Source organism: Acinetobacter sp. YH12235 (assembly GCF_013417705.1).
In the GTDB taxonomy this organism is placed as follows: Bacteria; Pseudomonadota; Gammaproteobacteria; order Pseudomonadales; family Moraxellaceae; genus Acinetobacter.
The window spans coordinates 107,359-123,235 of record NZ_VPDL01000005.1 but is presented as its reverse complement, the minus strand read 5'-3'; the positions used below and the strand labels follow the sequence as shown (position 1 = coordinate 123,235).

At 44.8% G+C, this 15,877-nt stretch carries 19 protein-coding genes; 3 read left to right on the top strand and 16 right to left on the bottom strand.

Features of this window, described 5'->3' with window-relative positions:
• Window positions 1–55 precede the first annotated feature (55 nt).
• The 14 genes from FTV13_RS04315 to ubiG all read right to left on the bottom strand — a co-directional run bounded on the left by FTV13_RS04315 (window position 56) and on the right by ubiG (window position 12,142).
• On the bottom strand, window positions 56–679 hold the full coding sequence (locus FTV13_RS04315; protein ID WP_005232857.1) for a TetR/AcrR family transcriptional regulator: 624 nt from the start codon (window positions 677–679) through the stop codon (window positions 56–58).
• A 348-nt stretch (window positions 680–1,027) separates the two neighbouring features.
• Window positions 1,028–1,834, bottom strand: coding sequence for an ABC transporter ATP-binding protein (locus FTV13_RS04310; protein WP_180011124.1), 807 nt, complete (start codon window positions 1,832–1,834; stop codon window positions 1,028–1,030).
• A gap of 25 nt (window positions 1,835–1,859) precedes the next feature.
• A complete protein-coding gene (gene ssuC / locus FTV13_RS04305) occupies window positions 1,860–2,675 on the bottom strand; it encodes an aliphatic sulfonate ABC transporter permease SsuC (RefSeq protein WP_166137594.1) in 816 nt (271 codons plus the stop codon).
• Entirely contained in the window at window positions 2,675–3,850 is a 1,176-nt protein-coding gene (ssuD, locus tag FTV13_RS04300) for an FMNH2-dependent alkanesulfonate monooxygenase (RefSeq protein WP_166137591.1), read from the bottom strand. Before ssuD ends, ssuC begins: the two co-directional genes overlap by 1 nt.
• A 16-nt stretch (window positions 3,851–3,866) precedes the next feature.
• Window positions 3,867–4,799 (bottom strand): sulfonate ABC transporter substrate-binding protein, encoded by a 933-nt coding sequence (locus FTV13_RS04295; RefSeq protein ID WP_227607501.1) that lies wholly within the window; start codon window positions 4,797–4,799, stop codon window positions 3,867–3,869.
• 88 nt (window positions 4,800–4,887) lie between these two features.
• On the bottom strand, window positions 4,888–5,847 hold the full coding sequence (locus FTV13_RS04290; RefSeq protein ID WP_179991886.1) for a sulfonate ABC transporter substrate-binding protein: 960 nt from the start codon (window positions 5,845–5,847) through the stop codon (window positions 4,888–4,890).
• A 336-nt stretch (window positions 5,848–6,183) separates the two neighbouring features.
• The gene (gene argA, locus FTV13_RS04285) at window positions 6,184–7,527 is read right to left on the bottom strand and encodes an amino-acid N-acetyltransferase (RefSeq protein WP_179991887.1); all 1,344 of its coding nucleotides are present in this window, start codon (window positions 7,525–7,527) and stop codon (window positions 6,184–6,186) included.
• A gap of 132 nt (window positions 7,528–7,659) precedes the next feature.
• Window positions 7,660–8,022 carry an RcnB family protein gene (locus tag FTV13_RS04280; protein ID WP_166137582.1) on the bottom strand — a complete coding sequence of 121 codons (363 nt, stop codon included), beginning with the start codon at window positions 8,020–8,022 and terminating at the stop codon, window positions 7,660–7,662.
• 222 nt (window positions 8,023–8,244) lie between these two features.
• On the bottom strand, window positions 8,245–8,640 hold the full coding sequence (locus FTV13_RS04275; RefSeq protein ID WP_180011122.1) for an RcnB family protein: 396 nt from the start codon (window positions 8,638–8,640) through the stop codon (window positions 8,245–8,247).
• Between the two features lie 306 nt (window positions 8,641–8,946).
• Complete coding sequence (locus tag FTV13_RS04270) at window positions 8,947–9,102, bottom strand: hypothetical protein (RefSeq protein ID WP_004781372.1); 156 nt, start codon at window positions 9,100–9,102, stop codon at window positions 8,947–8,949.
• A 183-nt stretch (window positions 9,103–9,285) separates the two neighbouring features.
• Complete coding sequence (locus tag FTV13_RS04265; RefSeq protein WP_180002558.1) at window positions 9,286–9,705, bottom strand: hypothetical protein; 420 nt, start codon at window positions 9,703–9,705, stop codon at window positions 9,286–9,288.
• Between the two features lie 226 nt (window positions 9,706–9,931).
• The gene (locus FTV13_RS04260; RefSeq protein ID WP_004781375.1) at window positions 9,932–10,678 is read right to left on the bottom strand and encodes a YciK family oxidoreductase; all 747 of its coding nucleotides are present in this window, start codon (window positions 10,676–10,678) and stop codon (window positions 9,932–9,934) included.
• Between the two features lie 49 nt (window positions 10,679–10,727).
• Window positions 10,728–11,417 carry an HAD family hydrolase gene (locus FTV13_RS04255; protein WP_180011120.1) on the bottom strand — a complete coding sequence of 230 codons (690 nt, stop codon included), beginning with the start codon at window positions 11,415–11,417 and terminating at the stop codon, window positions 10,728–10,730.
• The gene (gene ubiG, locus FTV13_RS04250) at window positions 11,414–12,142 is read right to left on the bottom strand and encodes a bifunctional 2-polyprenyl-6-hydroxyphenol methylase/3-demethylubiquinol 3-O-methyltransferase UbiG (RefSeq protein ID WP_034704015.1); all 729 of its coding nucleotides are present in this window, start codon (window positions 12,140–12,142) and stop codon (window positions 11,414–11,416) included. The genes FTV13_RS04255 and ubiG overlap by 4 nt, the downstream gene beginning before the upstream one ends.
• Window positions 12,143–12,368: 226 nt before the next feature.
• On the opposite strand from ubiG, the gene FTV13_RS04245 reads away from it, so the two are divergent.
• A complete protein-coding gene (locus FTV13_RS04245) occupies window positions 12,369–12,986 on the top strand; it encodes a thiol:disulfide interchange protein DsbA/DsbL (protein ID WP_004781380.1) in 618 nt (205 codons plus the stop codon).
• Window positions 12,987–13,084: 98 nt separating this feature from the next.
• Here the strand turns inward: FTV13_RS04245 and FTV13_RS04240 are convergent, their stop codons facing one another.
• Window positions 13,085–13,714, bottom strand: coding sequence for a TetR family transcriptional regulator (locus FTV13_RS04240; RefSeq protein ID WP_034704013.1), 630 nt, complete (start codon window positions 13,712–13,714; stop codon window positions 13,085–13,087).
• A gap of 194 nt (window positions 13,715–13,908) precedes the next feature.
• On the opposite strand from FTV13_RS04240, the gene rph reads away from it, so the two are divergent.
• Both rph and FTV13_RS15715 read left to right on the top strand, forming a co-directional pair.
• Window positions 13,909–14,625 carry a ribonuclease PH gene (gene rph / locus FTV13_RS04235; protein ID WP_004781384.1) on the top strand — a complete coding sequence of 239 codons (717 nt, stop codon included), beginning with the start codon at window positions 13,909–13,911 and terminating at the stop codon, window positions 14,623–14,625.
• Window positions 14,626–14,774: 149 nt separating this feature from the next.
• Window positions 14,775–14,897, top strand: a complete 123-nt coding sequence (locus tag FTV13_RS15715; protein ID WP_005232802.1) for a hypothetical protein — start codon at window positions 14,775–14,777, stop codon at window positions 14,895–14,897.
• An 87-nt stretch (window positions 14,898–14,984) separates the two neighbouring features.
• Here the strand turns inward: FTV13_RS15715 and nadC are convergent, their stop codons facing one another.
• Window positions 14,985–15,830 (bottom strand): carboxylating nicotinate-nucleotide diphosphorylase, encoded by an 846-nt coding sequence (gene nadC / locus FTV13_RS04230; RefSeq protein WP_034704010.1) that lies wholly within the window; start codon window positions 15,828–15,830, stop codon window positions 14,985–14,987.
• Window positions 15,831–15,877 lie beyond the last annotated feature (47 nt).

The window sequence follows — 15,877 nt, the reverse complement described above, 5'->3', positions numbered from 1 at the left end:
AGGGGTCGGCGACCATAAAATTTATGGTCGTATGCCAAATAATTTTTGCGTTGACCTATTTTTCTTGTGTACGCGGAAGTACGCCGTACAGCATCATATGTACAGTATGCTGGATAATCCGTTGTTGCATGCTGCGGTTACGTAAGGTCTTGCCTGTTACCATTTCCATCTGAGTCGCGAAATCTGCATAGTTCTGGGTTACCGCCCAGATATTCAGAATCAGCAGTTCAGGATCGATATCTTTAGAAATCTTGCCTTGTTCCTGCCAGTTTGAAATCACTTTGGCTTTACGCTTGACCAGTTTTTTCAATGGACCTTTTAAGATTTCTAAAATGTGCGGCGCACCCTGAATCACTTCCAGAGCGAACAGGCGTGAAGCTTTAGGCTGGGTACGCGATACTTCAATTTTTTGCATCAAATAATTGGTAATCGCTTCTTCAGGCTCAAGATCAGCTTCTAGCATTTGTAAAGGTGCCAGCCATTTTTGTAGAACGGTCGTTAAAACCTCTACATAGAGCGCCTCTTTATTTTCGTAATAATAGAAAATATTCGACTTATGCATTTCTGCAATTTGCGCGATCTCATCTAAACTCGCCCCATTAAAACCGTATAGGGAAAAAACATCGAGCGCAGCATTCAGCAGCTGGTTGCGTTTTTGAGTACTCTTTTTTTGTTCCATCAGCAAATATTAAAAACAATTAAAAAGGGAATTTTTAATTGTACGTCAAATCATCAGATTTGTGCATCAAGTCAGGTGCTAATTTTATGAATAATGATGATTTATTCTTTAGATTAAAGAAATAATTAGTATCGGTTTAAGGCGCAGGAATTAAAAACCAAGCTTTTGAAAAGGTTGATGATTTTTTAAGTACTAATTATTACCTTGAAGCATCATAAAGTTAAAATAAAATTAATGAATGAAGTTGAAATTTTGCCAATTGCTGAATAAATAATCAGTGAGACAGATATTCTCTTGATTCGAAATAAGGAATCCAGAATAAACAGTTATTCCAGATTCCCTCACATTTTAGGTTGCCAGAACGGCATTCAGAACCTGCTGTTCAAGTTCGGCGAATTTCACATTCTTTTGTCGTGGACGTGGAAGATCAACTTTGAACTCTTTGGCAATATGGCCTTTATCCAGCAGGATAATCCGGTCTGCCAGTTGTACGGCTTCACTCACGTCGTGGGTGACCAGAATCGCGGTAAAGCCCTGTTCAGTCCATAATTTTTCAATCAGGTTCTGCATATCCAGACGGGTCAGGGCATCCAGCGCACCAAGTGGTTCATCTAGCAATAAAATACGTGGCTTATGTGACAAGGCACGTGCCAGAGCTGTACGCTGACGCTGACCACCAGATAATTGTGAAGGCCAAAGCCCAGCTTTTTCTTTTAAGCCGACTTTCTCCAGCATTTGTGAAGCATTGCCATGCTGGTCTTTTGGTAAGCCAAGTTGTACGTTCTGTTCGATGCTGCGCCATGGCAATAAACGCGGATCCTGGAACATCACGCGGATATCATCAGCGGTGATGCCTTCACGGATATGACGTGCGGACTTGAATTTAATTTCGCCATAGCTCTGTTTTTCTAAATCTGCAATCAGACGGAGCAGGGTACTTTTACCACAACCACTACGGCCAACAATCGCCAGAAATTCACCCGGCTGAATATGCAGGTCCAGATCTTCCAGTACCTTCACCGAACCATAGAACTTGTGCAGCTGTTCAATAATGATTTCGGCACCCGCAACGGCATTGGGATTGATGTCGGTTGCAGCAGGCTCCTGCACTGCAGTCGGATCATTGGCAAGACGCCCTAAGCTGAGATCAGTCATCACATGCTCCTCAATATTTTTTCAATTATTTTTGATAGCCAGCATGCCAGCGCAGCAGGAATCGTTCTAAGGCCACGGCTAGGACATCTGCCAGTTTACCGAGCAGGGCATACAGTAAAATACCCACCAGTACGACATCAGTTTGCAGGAATTCACGCGCGTTCATGGTCATATAACCGATACCGGACTGGGCAGAAATCGTTTCAGCCACAATCAGCAGTACCCAGACCAGACCAAGTGAAAAACGTAGGCCGACCAGAATTGAAGGCATTGCCCCTGGCAGGATGATTTCTTTATAAAGCTGCCAGCGAGTCAGGCCATAGCTTTTACCCATTTCAATCAGCTGGGGATCGACTGAACGAATCCCATGATAGGTATTGATGTAGATTGGGAAAAACACACCAATCGCGACCAGGAACAGCTTGGCTGATTCATCAATCCCGAACCATAAGATGACCAGTGGAATTAAGGCCAAAGCCGGGATATTACGGATCATTTGCAAGGTGGTATCCAGCAGGGTAGAAGCCGTTTTGGATGAACCATTCAGTAGACCCAAAATCAGCCCTAGACCACCACCTACTAATAAACCACTTAAGGCACGGCCAGCACTCACTTTGACATGTGTCCACAATTCACCGCTGAGCAGCAAATTCCAGAACGCGATGACTACGGCACTTGGTGCAGGCAAAATGCGGCTTTCCAGCAAACTGGTACTCGACGCGATTTGCCAGAGTAGAATTAATCCGACAGGAACTAACCAGGGCAGCAAACGCTGCCCAAGCTGTGTTCCACGTGAAACCTTCTTTTCTGCGAGGGTTTCAACTGAAACGACTTTCGACATTAAGCTGGCTCCTGAATACTCTCAGCCTTCTTGTTCTCATCTGGAGTGTAGTTATTTGCCACAATCTCACCGAATGGACCAGTCAGGTTTGGCTGAGCCAGTTTTTGCTGAGTTTCAAGCGGAAGTAATGGGAATACCAGTTCCGCAAAACGGATCGATTCTTCCAGATGTGGGTAGCCTGAGAAAATGAAGGTATCGATACCTAGATCAGCATATTCCTGAATACGTGCTGCGACAGTTTCTGGATCTCCTACAAGCGCTGTACCTGCACCGCCACGTACCAGACCTACACCTGCCCACAGGTTTGGAGACACTTCGAGTTTGCTACGGTCGCCATTGTGCAGCTCAGCCATACGACGTTGGCCGACAGAGTCCATTTGCTTGAATTTCGCTTGTGCAGCAGCAATGGTGGCATCATCCACATACTGGATGAGCTCGTCTGCTGCTCTCCATGCTTCTTCATTGGTTTCACGCACGATCACATGCAGACGGATACCGTAGCTCAGCTTGCGACCTTTCGCTTCCGCTTTGGCACGCACATTTTCAATTTTTTCTTTCACTGCTGCAGGTGGCTCACCCCAAGTCAGGTAAGTGTCAACCTGATCAGTGGCCAGTTCAACGGCTGCATCTGAAGAACCACCGAACCAGAGTGGTGGATATGGTTTTTGAATTGGTGGATAAAGCAGTTTGGCATCGTCCACACTTAAGCGTTCACCATGGAAAGTGAAGCTTTCGCCGGTATGTGAACGGGTCAGGATTTCACGCCAGATGGTGGTGTATTCAGCTGCAGTCTTGTAGCGTGTTGCATGATCTTCATAAACGCCGTCGCCTTTTAGCTCTTGCTCATCACCACCCGTCACCAGGTTCAGCAATACACGGCCACCAGACAGACGGTCAAAGGTTGCAGCCATACGTGCAGTCAGGGCAGGCGTAGTAACACCTGGACGCAGCGCGACGAGGAATTTCAGTTTTTTAGTGGCATCAATCAGGCTGGCTGCAGTTAACCATGGATCTTCACATGAACGGCCAGTCGGGATTAATACACCTTCATAACCAAGATTATCGACCGCAACCGCAATCTGCTTCATATAGGCATGATCAACCTGGCGTGCACCTTTGCTGGTACCTAAGTAGCGGCTGTCGCCATGTGTCGGGATAAACCAGAAAATTTTCATGTCTTTGATCCTTAGATTATTTGCCTGCCCAAACGGCTTGCTGAATATTGATAGATTTCGGAATGATCTTGAGTTCGCTGAAATGGTTTGCGAGTTCCTGCTGATCGGCAATCACTTTCTTGGTGAGCGGTGCCGCACCAGACGGATTCGGACGACGCTGGATAAAGGTCTGGCTGACAATCGGTTTTAGACCGGTACTTTGTGCAAAGATGCTTGCAGTTTCAGCCTTATGGCTTTGTACCCATTTATCTGCAACATTGACCTGCTTGATAATGCCTTTTAAGGCTTGCGGGTGATTTTTGATCAAATTTTCTGAAGCGAGGTAAAAGGTGTAATTGGGACTTAAGCCCTTGCCTGAAGATAAAACTCTGGCTTTATCTTCTACTTGAGCCGCAGCATAGTACGGATCCCAAATCGCCCAGGCATCAATCGCCCCTTTCTGGAAAGCTGCACGCGCATCAGCAGGGCTTAACCAGACCGGCTGGATATCGGTCCATTGCAGACCCGCTTTGCGTACTGCCTGCACCAGTAAATAATGTGAGCTTGAACCGCGGTGTACGCCGACACGTTTACCTTTGAGCTGGCTCAGCTTGGTAATTTTGGAATTATGCTGGACCAGAATGGCAGAAGATAAAGGTTTTGCAGTTTCATAAGCAAAATAGTGCAATGGCTTATTGCCTGCCTGAGCGTAGACAGGAGGTGTATCTCCAGTTGCACCTACATCAATAGAACCTACCGCCAATGCTTCTAGAATTTGTGGTCCGCCTGGGAATTCATTCCAGCTGATTTTTGCATTTGGAAATTCTTTTTCAAACAGTTTTTGCTGCTGGGCAATGACCAGGTTCACAGAAGCTTTTTGATAGCCCACACGAAGCTGTTTAACAGAAGGATCTACTGCCCAAGCGGCACTTGAACCCAACATCGCGCAAGCAACTAATGCAGCGTTCATTCCATGACTGGAGGTCTTGAACCATGTGATTGCTTTGTTGTGTAGCTGATGTTGAGTCATGATTAAATCCCCTAAATTGTTCTTTGGTTTACTTCGCGATAATTGCAGATTGAATATTCAGTTTGGCTGGAATCAGTTGCTGGCCATAAAAGGCATCAGCCACCTGTTGTTGTTTTTGTGCCACTTCGGGAGTGAGTGGTTTTACTCCAAAACCCATGCGTGAAATAGACGTTTTCAATACATCAAATGCCAGACCTGTTGGTTTTTCCAGAAGTTTGGCGGCTTCATCCTGATGAGCAGAGACCCACTCAGTGGTCAGATTGAGTTCATTCACGACAGCTTCAATAATCTGTGGGTTGGCTTCAGCAAACTTGCGATCTGCCAGATAGAACTGATGGTTACTGATGATGTTCTCACCCGTTGCGATGACACGGGCACCAATCTGATGTTCTGCTGCAGCGAAGAACGGGTCCCAGATCACCCAGGCATCGACAGCACCGCGTTCAAAAGCGGCACGGGCATCAGAAGGTGGCAGGTAAACCACTTCGATATCACTGAGTTTCAGATTGTTGGCTTCAAGGACTTTAAGTAGTAAGTAATGAACATTTGAGCCTTTATTTAAGGCAACACGTTTGCCTTTCAGATCCTGAACTGACTGGATATTCGAATCTTTTTGTACGATTAGCGCTTCAGCTTTCGGTGCTTCAGGCTGATTGGCCACATAGACCAGATTTGAGTTCGCTGCTTGAGCAAAGATCGGTGGCGCTTCACCGGCTTCACCAAAAGATACGCTGCCGACATTCAAGCCTTCAAGCAACTGAGGACCAGCCGGGAATTCAACCCATTTCACATTCACGCCTTGTTCTTTTAATGACGTTTCTAAGGTGCCACGTTCTTTTAAGATCGGCAGTACGCCATATTTCTGGAAACCAATATTCAGGGTCACGGCTTCCTGTTTTTTGCCACAGCCAGAAAGCATCATCACGCCAGCCACCGCAGCACTAAGGACCGCAGTTTTTGTGAATAATTGAATGTGTGATTGGCGCATGAATCAGAACTCCTGAAAATTTAGAAATGTGAAATGAAGAGCTTAGGCATACGCTAAAGCTTTTTACTTTTCTAAAAAAATAACTATTCAGGAATTTCTAATGAAGAAAAAAGATAAATAAAAAAGTGCAAAACTTATGCAGGAAAGTGATTTACATATTAATTTAGGAAGAAAGAGTAATTGGTATAAGATAATGAAATATAAAACTATTTATTCTAAATAAAGTGACCAGATATGCTTATTAGAAAATCAGCAATAAGATTTTTATACTGAATGCAGGTTTTATGAATATCGTTATCTAAAATAAAGATATGAGAGCGCATAAAAAAAGTCACTTTAAAGTGACTTTTTGCAGACAATTGAATTGCGCTGATAATTATAAAAAGCCTGTCGGGCATCGGGCAAATCATCTACTGATGCCGGTTCAAAGCCCTGTTCCAGAAACCAGTGTGCAGTACGGGTCGTTAAAATAAACAGTTGCTGAATACCCAGACTTTTGGCCTTATCTTCCAGATAATGCAGAATCTGGCTACCGCGGTTGGATTGACGGTAACTTGGATCTACTGCAACGCAGGCGATTTCTGCAGAACGCAGTTCATTGCCCGTAGTCGGAATCGGATACAGGGCAGCACAAGCCAGAATCATGCCGTCACGCTCAATTACGGCAAACTGGTCAATTTCATTTTCCAGACGTTCCCGCGAACGGTAAACCAGAATGCCTTCTTCTTCCAAGGGGCGAAGCAAGCGGATCAGGCCACCAACATCCTGAATGTCGGCCATACGCACTTCTTCATAATGCGCATCGGTGATCATGGTGCCGGAACCATCCCGGGTGAACAGTTCTTCCAGCAAGGCGCCGTCATAGGTATATGAAATCAGATGAACACGATTGACGCCATTTCGGGAAGCTTCCTGAGCGGCCTTGAGCTGGAGCCGAATTTCAATATCCTGTTCATCAGAAAGAATATAGTCATCCAGTTGCTGTGGGGTTACTTCCCGTTTTAACTGGCCCTTACTGTCGAGCAGACCATGCTGTCGACCCAAGATAATCAGTTTATCTGCTTTGAGGCGGGTCGCAGTTTTGGTTGCAACTTCTTCAGCTAGAAGGTTAAAAACTTCGCCTGTCGTTGAATAGCCGGTCGGACCGAGAATCACAATATTATGATTGTCCAGATGACGTTGAATCGCATCAGTATCAATCGCCCGAACTTCACCAGTTAACTGAAAATCGACCCCGTCACGGATGCCATAAGGTTTGGCTGTCACAAAATTTCCAGAAACGGCATCAATGCGCGCACCATACATGGGTGAGTTAGCCAGCCCCATCGATAATAGCGCCTCAATCTGTAAACGGATCGATCCTACAGCATTCAGTACACAGCTTAAGGATTCACGTGTCGTCACCCGACGCTGCTGGTGGAAAGGGGTCTCGAAACCACTCGCAGCCAGATTCTGGTTAATCTGCGGACGTGCGCCATGCACCAGAATCAGACGGATTCCTAAAGAATTGAGCAGGGCAATATCATGAATGATGTGCTGAAAGTTGTCATGCAATACCGCTTCACCATCAAACATGATCACAAAGGTTTTATTGCGATGAGCATTGATATAAGGCGCAGAATGGCGAAACCAGTGCACATATTGCAAGGTGTTGCTCGGTGAGGTTTCTGCTGCAGTCATAGCTGTGCCTATTTCAATATTTAAAGATCTAGCTTTGATTCTAATGAAAAAATACTGAAGTGGAAGTACAGAGATAAAAAAACACCTGAAGCGAGCTTCAGGTGTCTGCTAGAAGGGCAGAAAAGAGAATGATTAGTTGATGATTCGAACAATCTTGTCGTTACGATCGTTGACTAGCACATAGTCACCATTGATTTTGTACCATTGCTGGTTTTTACCTGCTTTCGGCAGACGGCGTGCTTCATAGCCACTGACTTCAAAGCGACGGTTGTCATACTGGTTTGGCAGTTTTTGACCTACGCGCCAGTCACGGCTTGGGTTAACCCCACGGTTGTTATAACGACGGTCATCCCATTTTTTCGCATCTTTATGATCCCAGTGCGGTGCTGGTTTATGCGGTGCATAACGTGGATCATGATGCTGCGGTGCTGCCATTGCAGAAGTAGCAACCAGCGCACTAAGAGATAAGGCAATTGTAGTTAAAACTTTTTTCATGGCTCTCACCTAAAAATCTGTACATGTTTTCGATGAGATTAAATTAGCGAATAAGTAGATAGAAAGCGTGAGGCCAGTTTAGTGGAATTGTTAAATTCATGAAGGAATTTAGGAGATTAGCCACGATTAAAAGGAAAGCTCTAAAATAAGAAAAAGCCTAAAAAGGCTCATCCGAAAAATCAAAAAGCCCAAACGAGGTTGGGCTTTGCATCAGGTTCTAAATCAGTCTCCGATAATCCGGACAATACTGTTATTTTCAGAGTTCACCAGAATGTAGTCATTGTTGACTTTGTACCATTGCTGCTTACGGTCTGGTTTAGGCAGTTTATGGTCCTTATATTCGACCTTGTAGCCATTACTGCGATAATGCTGCGGCATGACATAGCCAGGCTGCCAGCGTAACTGCTGCAGACGTTTAACACCACGTTCTTCACGCATACGGCGTTTATCATACTGGTCTTGGTGATCGTCATGGAACTCAAGCGCTTTCTTGGCCTGATGATGACCCGGACCTCGTTCCATACGCTGTTCATCATTGAAATGAGGGGCAGCGTTTGCAACATTTGCCAGCATGAATGCACTGCAGGACATCGCCAATGCTACCAGAACCTTTTTCATGTTGAGCCCTCATTCAATTGTTCATTTTCTACAGTAACTAATGTACGGAAAAATTGCAGAGAAACTGTGAAGAACTGGCTGAAGTTTTATATCAATTACAGAGAAATTATGATTATGCCATGATTTTACATAAGCTTAGGATGCACTTCAGTCAGTTGACCAGTTATGCCCAGCCCCATTGGCATTTCAGCAAAACCGGGATCAAGATGCAAGCGCAATGTCCTGAATTGTGTATCAAAACCGTCTCAAATTAGTGGAAAAATATTCTTTTTAAACACCGGATCTTGATTTGGTCATTGCAATTTTTCAGTTCCACTGTTCCGTTAAACCCTGTAAGGACTGAATGGCTTCAGCCACAGACTCTGCCTCGACTGCATCTTCTAAAGCCAAAATCAGGGCAGTTGATAACTGCAAGTTTTCAATACGACGAATAGTTTCAGTTTTACGTTTTTGGTCTGCCATTTAATTTTCCTTCGCTTTGATTTAACTTGAAAAGCATTATAAAAATTTTATATTAATTTGAGAAACCGAATAATTTTATATTATTGATTCGTTAAAACGATTTATGTCTGTTTTTTAAAGAATTTAAGGATAAAAAAAGAGCATCATCCGTAAATGTGCTCTTTCGGGATCTAATGAACGATCTTAATAGGCATAGTTCAGATCAGTATAGTCACTTAGGGATTTCTGTACATGTGCCTGAATAAAAGTACGCACATCTTCTGCTGTCATTGCTTTGCCCTGATTGCTGATCACATGTTCAATTTCAGGCTGACCTTCGATCTTGATGCGATAGACAAAGTGTTTCGCTACCTGATAACGATCGCCCAGCTTTTCGATACCCGTCACATAATGATAGGAATGTTCAAAATTCAGATCGGTATGGGAAAAGACAAACTGGTCAAACAGTTTCAGTTTTTGACCATTTTCGAGTGCCTGAATGTCATCGACAATGCTGGCATCAAACTTCATGCCGTATTTTTCAGAGATCGGCTGCTGATCGACCAGCAGAGAGACCATGCCATCTTCCAAAGTCGTCACGGTGATGTTGTTTAAGTCAGTCATGTTGCACTCAAATAAAAATCTGTTGGCGCTAGTATAGGGGAATTTGCAGCGAACTGAATAAAGACAGTATTGTAGAAATAAGAAAGGTCTGGCTGATTCAGTCTGAAATCTGGATGAATTGGGCAGAAGAATAAGCCAGCTTTCAAATGGGTCTTATCTTTATAGAGTTTAAAAAAAACAAAAAGCCAATGCGGACATTGGCTTTTAAATAGGTGTCAATTAAAGATTAGTCCTGCGCATCAATACTTTGACCGTTCATATGCAAGCTATCTTCACCCATCAGGTACAGATAGGCTGGCATGATGGAATCCGGTGTCGGTAAGGTTTTCGGATCTTCATTCGGATAAGCCTTGGCACGCATTGCGGTACGTGTAGCGCCTGGATTGATACAGTTAAAACGGATATTCGAATTGACCCGTTCTTTGGCAAATAACTGGCTCACTGCTTCAATGGCAATTTTTGAAACTGAATAAGCGCCCCAGCATTCCCGGGCTTCACGACCTACGCCGGAACTGGCAAAGACCACCGAAGCATGTTTGGATTTTTCCAGCAGAGGTAACAGGGCTTGGGTAATCACAAAAGGCGCACGAAGGTTAACCGCCATGACATCATCCCAGACATTAACCGGATAATCTGCCAGTGGCACTCGCTCGCCTAAAATACCGGCATTATGCAAAATCCCGTCCAGACGGCCAAACTGACGATCGAGCGTGTCGAGCAATAATTCATAATCACGTTCAGAGGCGCTAGATAACTGCAATGGGAGAATGGCAGGTTGCGGCGCCCCCAAGCTTTCAATCTCGTCATAAATGACTTCAAGCTTGTTTAAGGTACGCCCATGCAGAACTACAGTCGCCCCATGCAGGGCATAGCTGATTGCTGCTGCACGACCAATGCCATCGCCCGCACCCGTGATCAGGATGATACGATCTTTTAACAGATCGGGGCGAGGTTGATATTCTGAATACTTCATTATCTACCTCCTCATTATTATTGTTAAGTGTCTTCAGTAGTTTCAGGAATCAAGACAGGACACTTGGCTCGCTCAAGACCAGTTTCTGAATGTGCTGATGTAACTCATTCACTGTATTCACTATATAGTCGGCTTGCCAGGCTGTTAAGTCATCTTTGTATTGCAGTGGTAAATAACCGTATGTTGCCAGTATGGTATACATTTTGGCATTGCGGCCAGCATCAATATCCCGTGGATGGTCACCGACATAGATACAGTCTTCTGCAGCCAGCTGTAACTGCTGGGCAGCCAGATACATTGGCTCCGGATCTGGCTTGGTTCGAGTTACATCTTCCGGACAGACCAGTACGGCACAGCGCTCGGTCAGGTTTAAAGCTTTGAGTAAAGCTTCGCTCAACCAGCGCGGTTTATTGGTTACGATTCCCCAAGGGATATCATTTTCCTCTAATTCTTCAAGTAGAGGATACATTCCGCTGAACAGGTCTGTATCCACAGCAATATCTGCACCATACATATCCAGAAAACGCTGGCGATGATTCAAAAACACTGGATCTTCCAGTTGTAGTTCCGGATAGACCAATTTGACCATAGCGCGGGCACCTTCTGAAACCTGGGTACGGATCAGATCAGCTTCAACCACTTCACGGCCGGCTTCGCGGCACATATGCTGGATAATCCGGATAAAGTCAGCCGCAGTATCAATTAAAGTACCATCTAGGTCGAATAGAACCGCCTTCATTGGGCAGCCTCTTGCGCACTTTCTTTAACGGTATACACCATATAGTTCACGTCAACATTCGGTGCCAGCCAGTAACGCTTGGTCAGCGGGTTATAATGCAGGCCAGTCATATCTTTCAGTTTTAAACCGGCATTACGGATGTCATGCGCCAGTTCAGACGGCTTGATGAATTTGCTGTAATCATGTGTACCTTTGGCCAGCATACGCAGGATATATTCTGCACCAATGATCGCGAACAGATAAGATTTTGGATTACGGTTAATGGTCGAGAAGAAGACATGACCACCTGGTTTGGCCAGTTTATAACAGGCCTGAATAATAGAGGCTGGATCAGGTACATGTTCCAGCATTTCCATACAGGTAACCACATCGTATTGACCGGCTTGCTCTTCTGCCAGCTGTTCTACCGGAATCTGACGGTATTCAATATTGCTAACATCTTCCTGCTCAGCATGGATGCGTGCCACATTCAGTGGCGCTTCGCCCATATCAATGCCCAGCACCTGAGCGCCACGGCGCGCCATGCTTTCTGACAGGATGCCCCCGCCACAGCCCACATCCAGCACTTTCTTGCCGCTCAAGCCACCAGCATGTTCATCAATCCAGTTGAGACGCAACGGATTGATCATATGCAATGGGCGGAACTCGGAATGCTGATCCCACCATATGGCTGCAAATGCTTCAAACTTGGCAATTTCTTGTGGATCAACATTCAATTGCGACATCGGTGTTACCTCAATCAGTCGTGATTATTTAAAATTTAAGTTCGCCCAGAGGCGGTATACACAGATTTAACTTCTTGTAAATCAGTACACTTGTTTAGTGTAGCGATTCTGGAAAAAAAAGCGATAAAAGCTGTAAAAAAGTTCACAGAATAAAAACGAAACCGGCATAATTACTTTATAGTGAAGCCATAAATTAGACATAATGATTTAGAGGACGATAATCCCAATGAAAAAATTTATTTTAGGCACTGTAGCCGCATCTGTTTTGGCATTTTCTGGCAGTGCAATGGCCGCCAACTTTGTAGCAGGTCAAGACTATCAAGTCCTGGCGAATCCAGTAAAAGTTGAAAAGCCGGGGAAAATTGAAGTCCGTGAATTCTTCTGGTATGGCTGTGGTCACTGCTATTCTCTTGAACCACACATGCAAAGCTGGTTAAAAAAATTGCCTAAAGATGTACGTTTCGTGCGTACCCCAGCCGCGATGAATCCACTATGGGAACAGGCAGCTCGTGCGTATTATGTGTCTGAAGCTCTAGGTGTTCGTCAAAAAGCACATTTGCAGCTATTCCATGATATTCATGCGAAGAAACAGCCAATTCTGGAACAGGCTCAATTGGCTAAGTTCTATACCCGTTATGGTATTTCTGAAGCGAAATTTAATACCACTTATAAATCATTCCCGATTTCTTCAAAAATCGCACAGGCCAAAAATCTGGCTGCGACTTATCAGTTAAGCGGCGTACCAGCGGTAACCGTAAATGGTAAGTATGTGGTTCAGGGCGATGATGCCAAAGTGGTTCAAGTGGTAAATTATCTGGTTGAAAAAGAGCGTAAAGCTAAATAAAACCAGATCTGCATGAATCTAAAAACCCGCTGTTATATGCGGGTTTTTTATGTCAGGATAAAATTGAACTGCGAAATAGATTTCACTCAGATGAGATCTCAGGCTTGAGATAAAATTCCACGAAATAACAGTTCTAACTGCTTTAGGCTTTGCGCTTTGAAGTCATTTATCCGAGTTTGCCGCAGTGCAGGATCAGGCTGTGCCTGAAGCTGAATCCAGCCCATAGCCCAGTTTAATGCGAGAGGAACTAAGATCTGTGCCAGTGCGGTTAATTCGGCTGGAGAAGGAGATTGCTGGACGGCTGGAATCTGTTCCAGGGTATGCCTTAAATCTTGGGTCAGATAATGAATTTCCCGCTCAATCCCTTGTCTGAGAATGTTGGAACCGCCCCAACGTTCGGCACTGACAAATGTCCAGGCTTCGGGATGGGCATCGACTGCTTGAAAAAACAGTTCGATTTTGGCTGAAAGCTCATCCAGAGAAAAATCTGCAGGTCCCAACTGACTCAGCACACCTTTGAGATGAATTGACACCTGATCCAGAAGTTCCAGGCCCAACTGATCCATATTCTGAAAGTGTCGATAAAACGCAGCAGGCACCAGCCCGACTTCATGAGTGATTTCGCGCAGGCTGATGCTGCTAAATGCATAGCCACGGCTGCTCAATGCCAAGGTAGCATCGAGGAGGGCCTGGCGGCTTTGGTGCTTGCGTTCTTCACGTAAAGACATAGGGATTTTCCTTCGGCAGATTTGCAGTTTAGCAAAAAACATCTGTCCATCGCAGTAGCGCAGATGGACTGAAAAATCTATACAAGCAAAGCGTGTCCAGTGATTTTGTAAATGATCTGTCCTCTGTTCCAATCTTGGCGGAGGCTTCTGTTATACTGAGCCGCAATTATTTTTAGTCAACAGCAGGACCTATTATGCGTATCGACCAACGAGCATTAGATCAATTACGTGAAGTGAAAATTACCCGTAACTATACACGTTATGCGGAAGGTTCCGTATTGGTTGAATTTGGTCATACCAAAGTGCTGTGTACTGCCAGTGTGGACAGCTCTGTACCACGTTTCCTGAAAGGTCAGGGTCAAGGCTGGGTAACAGCAGAATACGGCATGCTGCCACGTTCAACACATACCCGTAGTGATCGTGAAGCTGCTCGCGGCAAACAAAGTGGCCGTACTCAGGAAATCCAGCGTCTGATCGGTCGTAGCCTACGTTCAATGGTCGACCTGAAAAAACTTGGTGAAAATACCATTACCATTGACTGTGACGTGATCCAGGCAGATGGTGGTACCCGTACTGCATCAATTACGGGTGCAGCCGTAGCATTGATTGATGCCATGAACGTATTGCTTGAGAAAAAGAAAATTAAACAGGACCCACTTAAAGGTCTGGTAGCAGCCATTTCTGTAGGTATTTTTAAAGATGAAGTCTTGCTGGATCTTTGCTATGAAGAAGATTCAAACTGTCAGACTGACTTGAATGTCGTGATGACTCAGGCAGGTGAATTTATTGAAATCCAAGGTACTGCTGAAGATAAGCCATTTACCCGTGAGCAATGCAATGACATGCTGGCCATGGCTGAAAAAGGGATTCAGGAACTGATCAAGAAACAGCAAGAAGCTTTGGGCTGGTAAGCTTTTCAAGTTGTAAAAAACGCATCTTCGGATGCGTTTTTTATTGTACCTACACATTGCCTGACAAAAAATGAACAGGATCTGTCTACTGTGTAACCTCTGTTTTAAGCGATGATCTTTTAACCAAATCTCATTCAGAGGGGTATAACATGAAAATATGGTTGATGGCATTTTCAGTATTTGCTGTACTGGGTTTAACTGCCTGTGATTCGAATTCTCGTGATGAAAACCGTGATGGTGCAAATATGGAACGAGGAAGTGATACCAATTAACAGAGTAGAGGCCATTCAACCTCTATGATTTATATCCTTGAGAATAAGAAAAAGGGTGCTGTGGCACCCTTTTTTAATAATAAGACTTTAACCATTAAAACGCATCGACAGGTCAATGGCTTTGACATCTTTGGTCAGTACGCCCATCGAAATATAATCTACGCCTGTACTCGCCACTTCACGTAAGTTATCAATGGTGATATTGCCTGAAGCTTCCAGTTTACAGCGACCAGCCACATGTTTAACGGCATCAATCATTTGCTGCTGACTGAAATTATCCAGCATCACGATATCAGCCTCGGCTTCTAGGGCCTGATTCAGTTCATCCCAGGTTTCAACTTCCACTTCAACTGGTTTACCCGGTGCAATCTGGTGGGCCATGGCAATCGCCTGGCGAATGCCGCCGGCTGCCATAATATGATTTTCTTTAATCAAAAAGGCATCGAATAGGCCCAGACGGTGATTCTGACCACCACCGACAGCAACAGCATATTTTTGGGCAATACGTAAGCCTGGCAGCGTTTTACGGGTATCTAAGAGCTTGGTATGCAGACCGTCCAACTCTTTGACATAGGTTGCTGTTTTGGTCGCAACTGCAGACAGCGTCTGTACAAAGTTCAGGGCAGGGCGTTCTACAGTCAGTAGGCTACGTGCAGAACCGGCCAGTTTTAGAAAAGCTTCATTGGCAGCGACATGATCGCCGTCATTTTTTAGCCAGATCACTTCTACACTCGGATCATAGGCCTGAATCAGGGCATTGACCCAAGGCTGACCAGCAAGAACCATTGCTTCACGGCTAATAATCGTGGCAGTCGCCTGTTCATCTTCAGGAGTCAGCAGGGCAGTAATGTCACCATCGCCAATATCTTCGGAGAGTGCCTGTTGAATATTGATCTGAATCGACTGTTCTAGCAAAGCCTGAGATATGCTCATGAGTATTTCCGTATCTTTTTTAGCCGTGAAAAATTGTGCGTTATCTT

What these genes read in the sequence shown, in the direction of transcription:
- FTV13_RS04290 (WP_179991886.1), bottom strand. Translation starts at nt 5,847, where the DNA reads ATGCGCCAATCACACATTCAATTATTCACAAAAACTGCGGTCCTTAGT.
- FTV13_RS15715 (WP_005232802.1), top strand. Translation starts at nt 14,775, where the DNA reads ATGAAAATATGGTTGATGGCATTTTCAGTATTTGCTGTACTGGGTTTA.
- FTV13_RS04245 (WP_004781380.1), top strand. Translation starts at nt 12,369, where the DNA reads ATGAAAAAATTTATTTTAGGCACTGTAGCCGCATCTGTTTTGGCATTT.
- FTV13_RS04310 (WP_180011124.1), bottom strand. Translation starts at nt 1,834, where the DNA reads ATGACTGATCTCAGCTTAGGGCGTCTTGCCAATGATCCGACTGCAGTG.
- nadC (WP_034704010.1), bottom strand. Translation starts at nt 15,830, where the DNA reads ATGAGCATATCTCAGGCTTTGCTAGAACAGTCGATTCAGATCAATATT.
- FTV13_RS04315 (WP_005232857.1), bottom strand. Translation starts at nt 679, where the DNA reads ATGGAACAAAAAAAGAGTACTCAAAAACGCAACCAGCTGCTGAATGCT.
- ssuD (WP_166137591.1), bottom strand. Translation starts at nt 3,850, where the DNA reads ATGAAAATTTTCTGGTTTATCCCGACACATGGCGACAGCCGCTACTTA.
- FTV13_RS04295 (WP_227607501.1), bottom strand. Translation starts at nt 4,799, where the DNA reads ATGAACGCTGCATTAGTTGCTTGCGCGATGTTGGGTTCAAGTGCCGCT.
- FTV13_RS04255 (WP_180011120.1), bottom strand. Translation starts at nt 11,417, where the DNA reads ATGAAGGCGGTTCTATTCGACCTAGATGGTACTTTAATTGATACTGCG.
- FTV13_RS04260 (WP_004781375.1), bottom strand. Translation starts at nt 10,678, where the DNA reads ATGAAGTATTCAGAATATCAACCTCGCCCCGATCTGTTAAAAGATCGT.
- rph (WP_004781384.1), top strand. Translation starts at nt 13,909, where the DNA reads ATGCGTATCGACCAACGAGCATTAGATCAATTACGTGAAGTGAAAATT.
- FTV13_RS04240 (WP_034704013.1), bottom strand. Translation starts at nt 13,714, where the DNA reads ATGTCTTTACGTGAAGAACGCAAGCACCAAAGCCGCCAGGCCCTCCTC.
- FTV13_RS04280 (WP_166137582.1), bottom strand. Translation starts at nt 8,022, where the DNA reads ATGAAAAAAGTTTTAACTACAATTGCCTTATCTCTTAGTGCGCTGGTT.
- ubiG (WP_034704015.1), bottom strand. Translation starts at nt 12,142, where the DNA reads ATGTCGCAATTGAATGTTGATCCACAAGAAATTGCCAAGTTTGAAGCA.
- FTV13_RS04265 (WP_180002558.1), bottom strand. Translation starts at nt 9,705, where the DNA reads ATGACTGACTTAAACAACATCACCGTGACGACTTTGGAAGATGGCATG.
- argA (WP_179991887.1), bottom strand. Translation starts at nt 7,527, where the DNA reads ATGACTGCAGCAGAAACCTCACCGAGCAACACCTTGCAATATGTGCAC.
- FTV13_RS04275 (WP_180011122.1), bottom strand. Translation starts at nt 8,640, where the DNA reads ATGAAAAAGGTTCTGGTAGCATTGGCGATGTCCTGCAGTGCATTCATG.
- ssuC (WP_166137594.1), bottom strand. Translation starts at nt 2,675, where the DNA reads ATGTCGAAAGTCGTTTCAGTTGAAACCCTCGCAGAAAAGAAGGTTTCA.
- FTV13_RS04270 (WP_004781372.1), bottom strand. Translation starts at nt 9,102, where the DNA reads ATGGCAGACCAAAAACGTAAAACTGAAACTATTCGTCGTATTGAAAAC.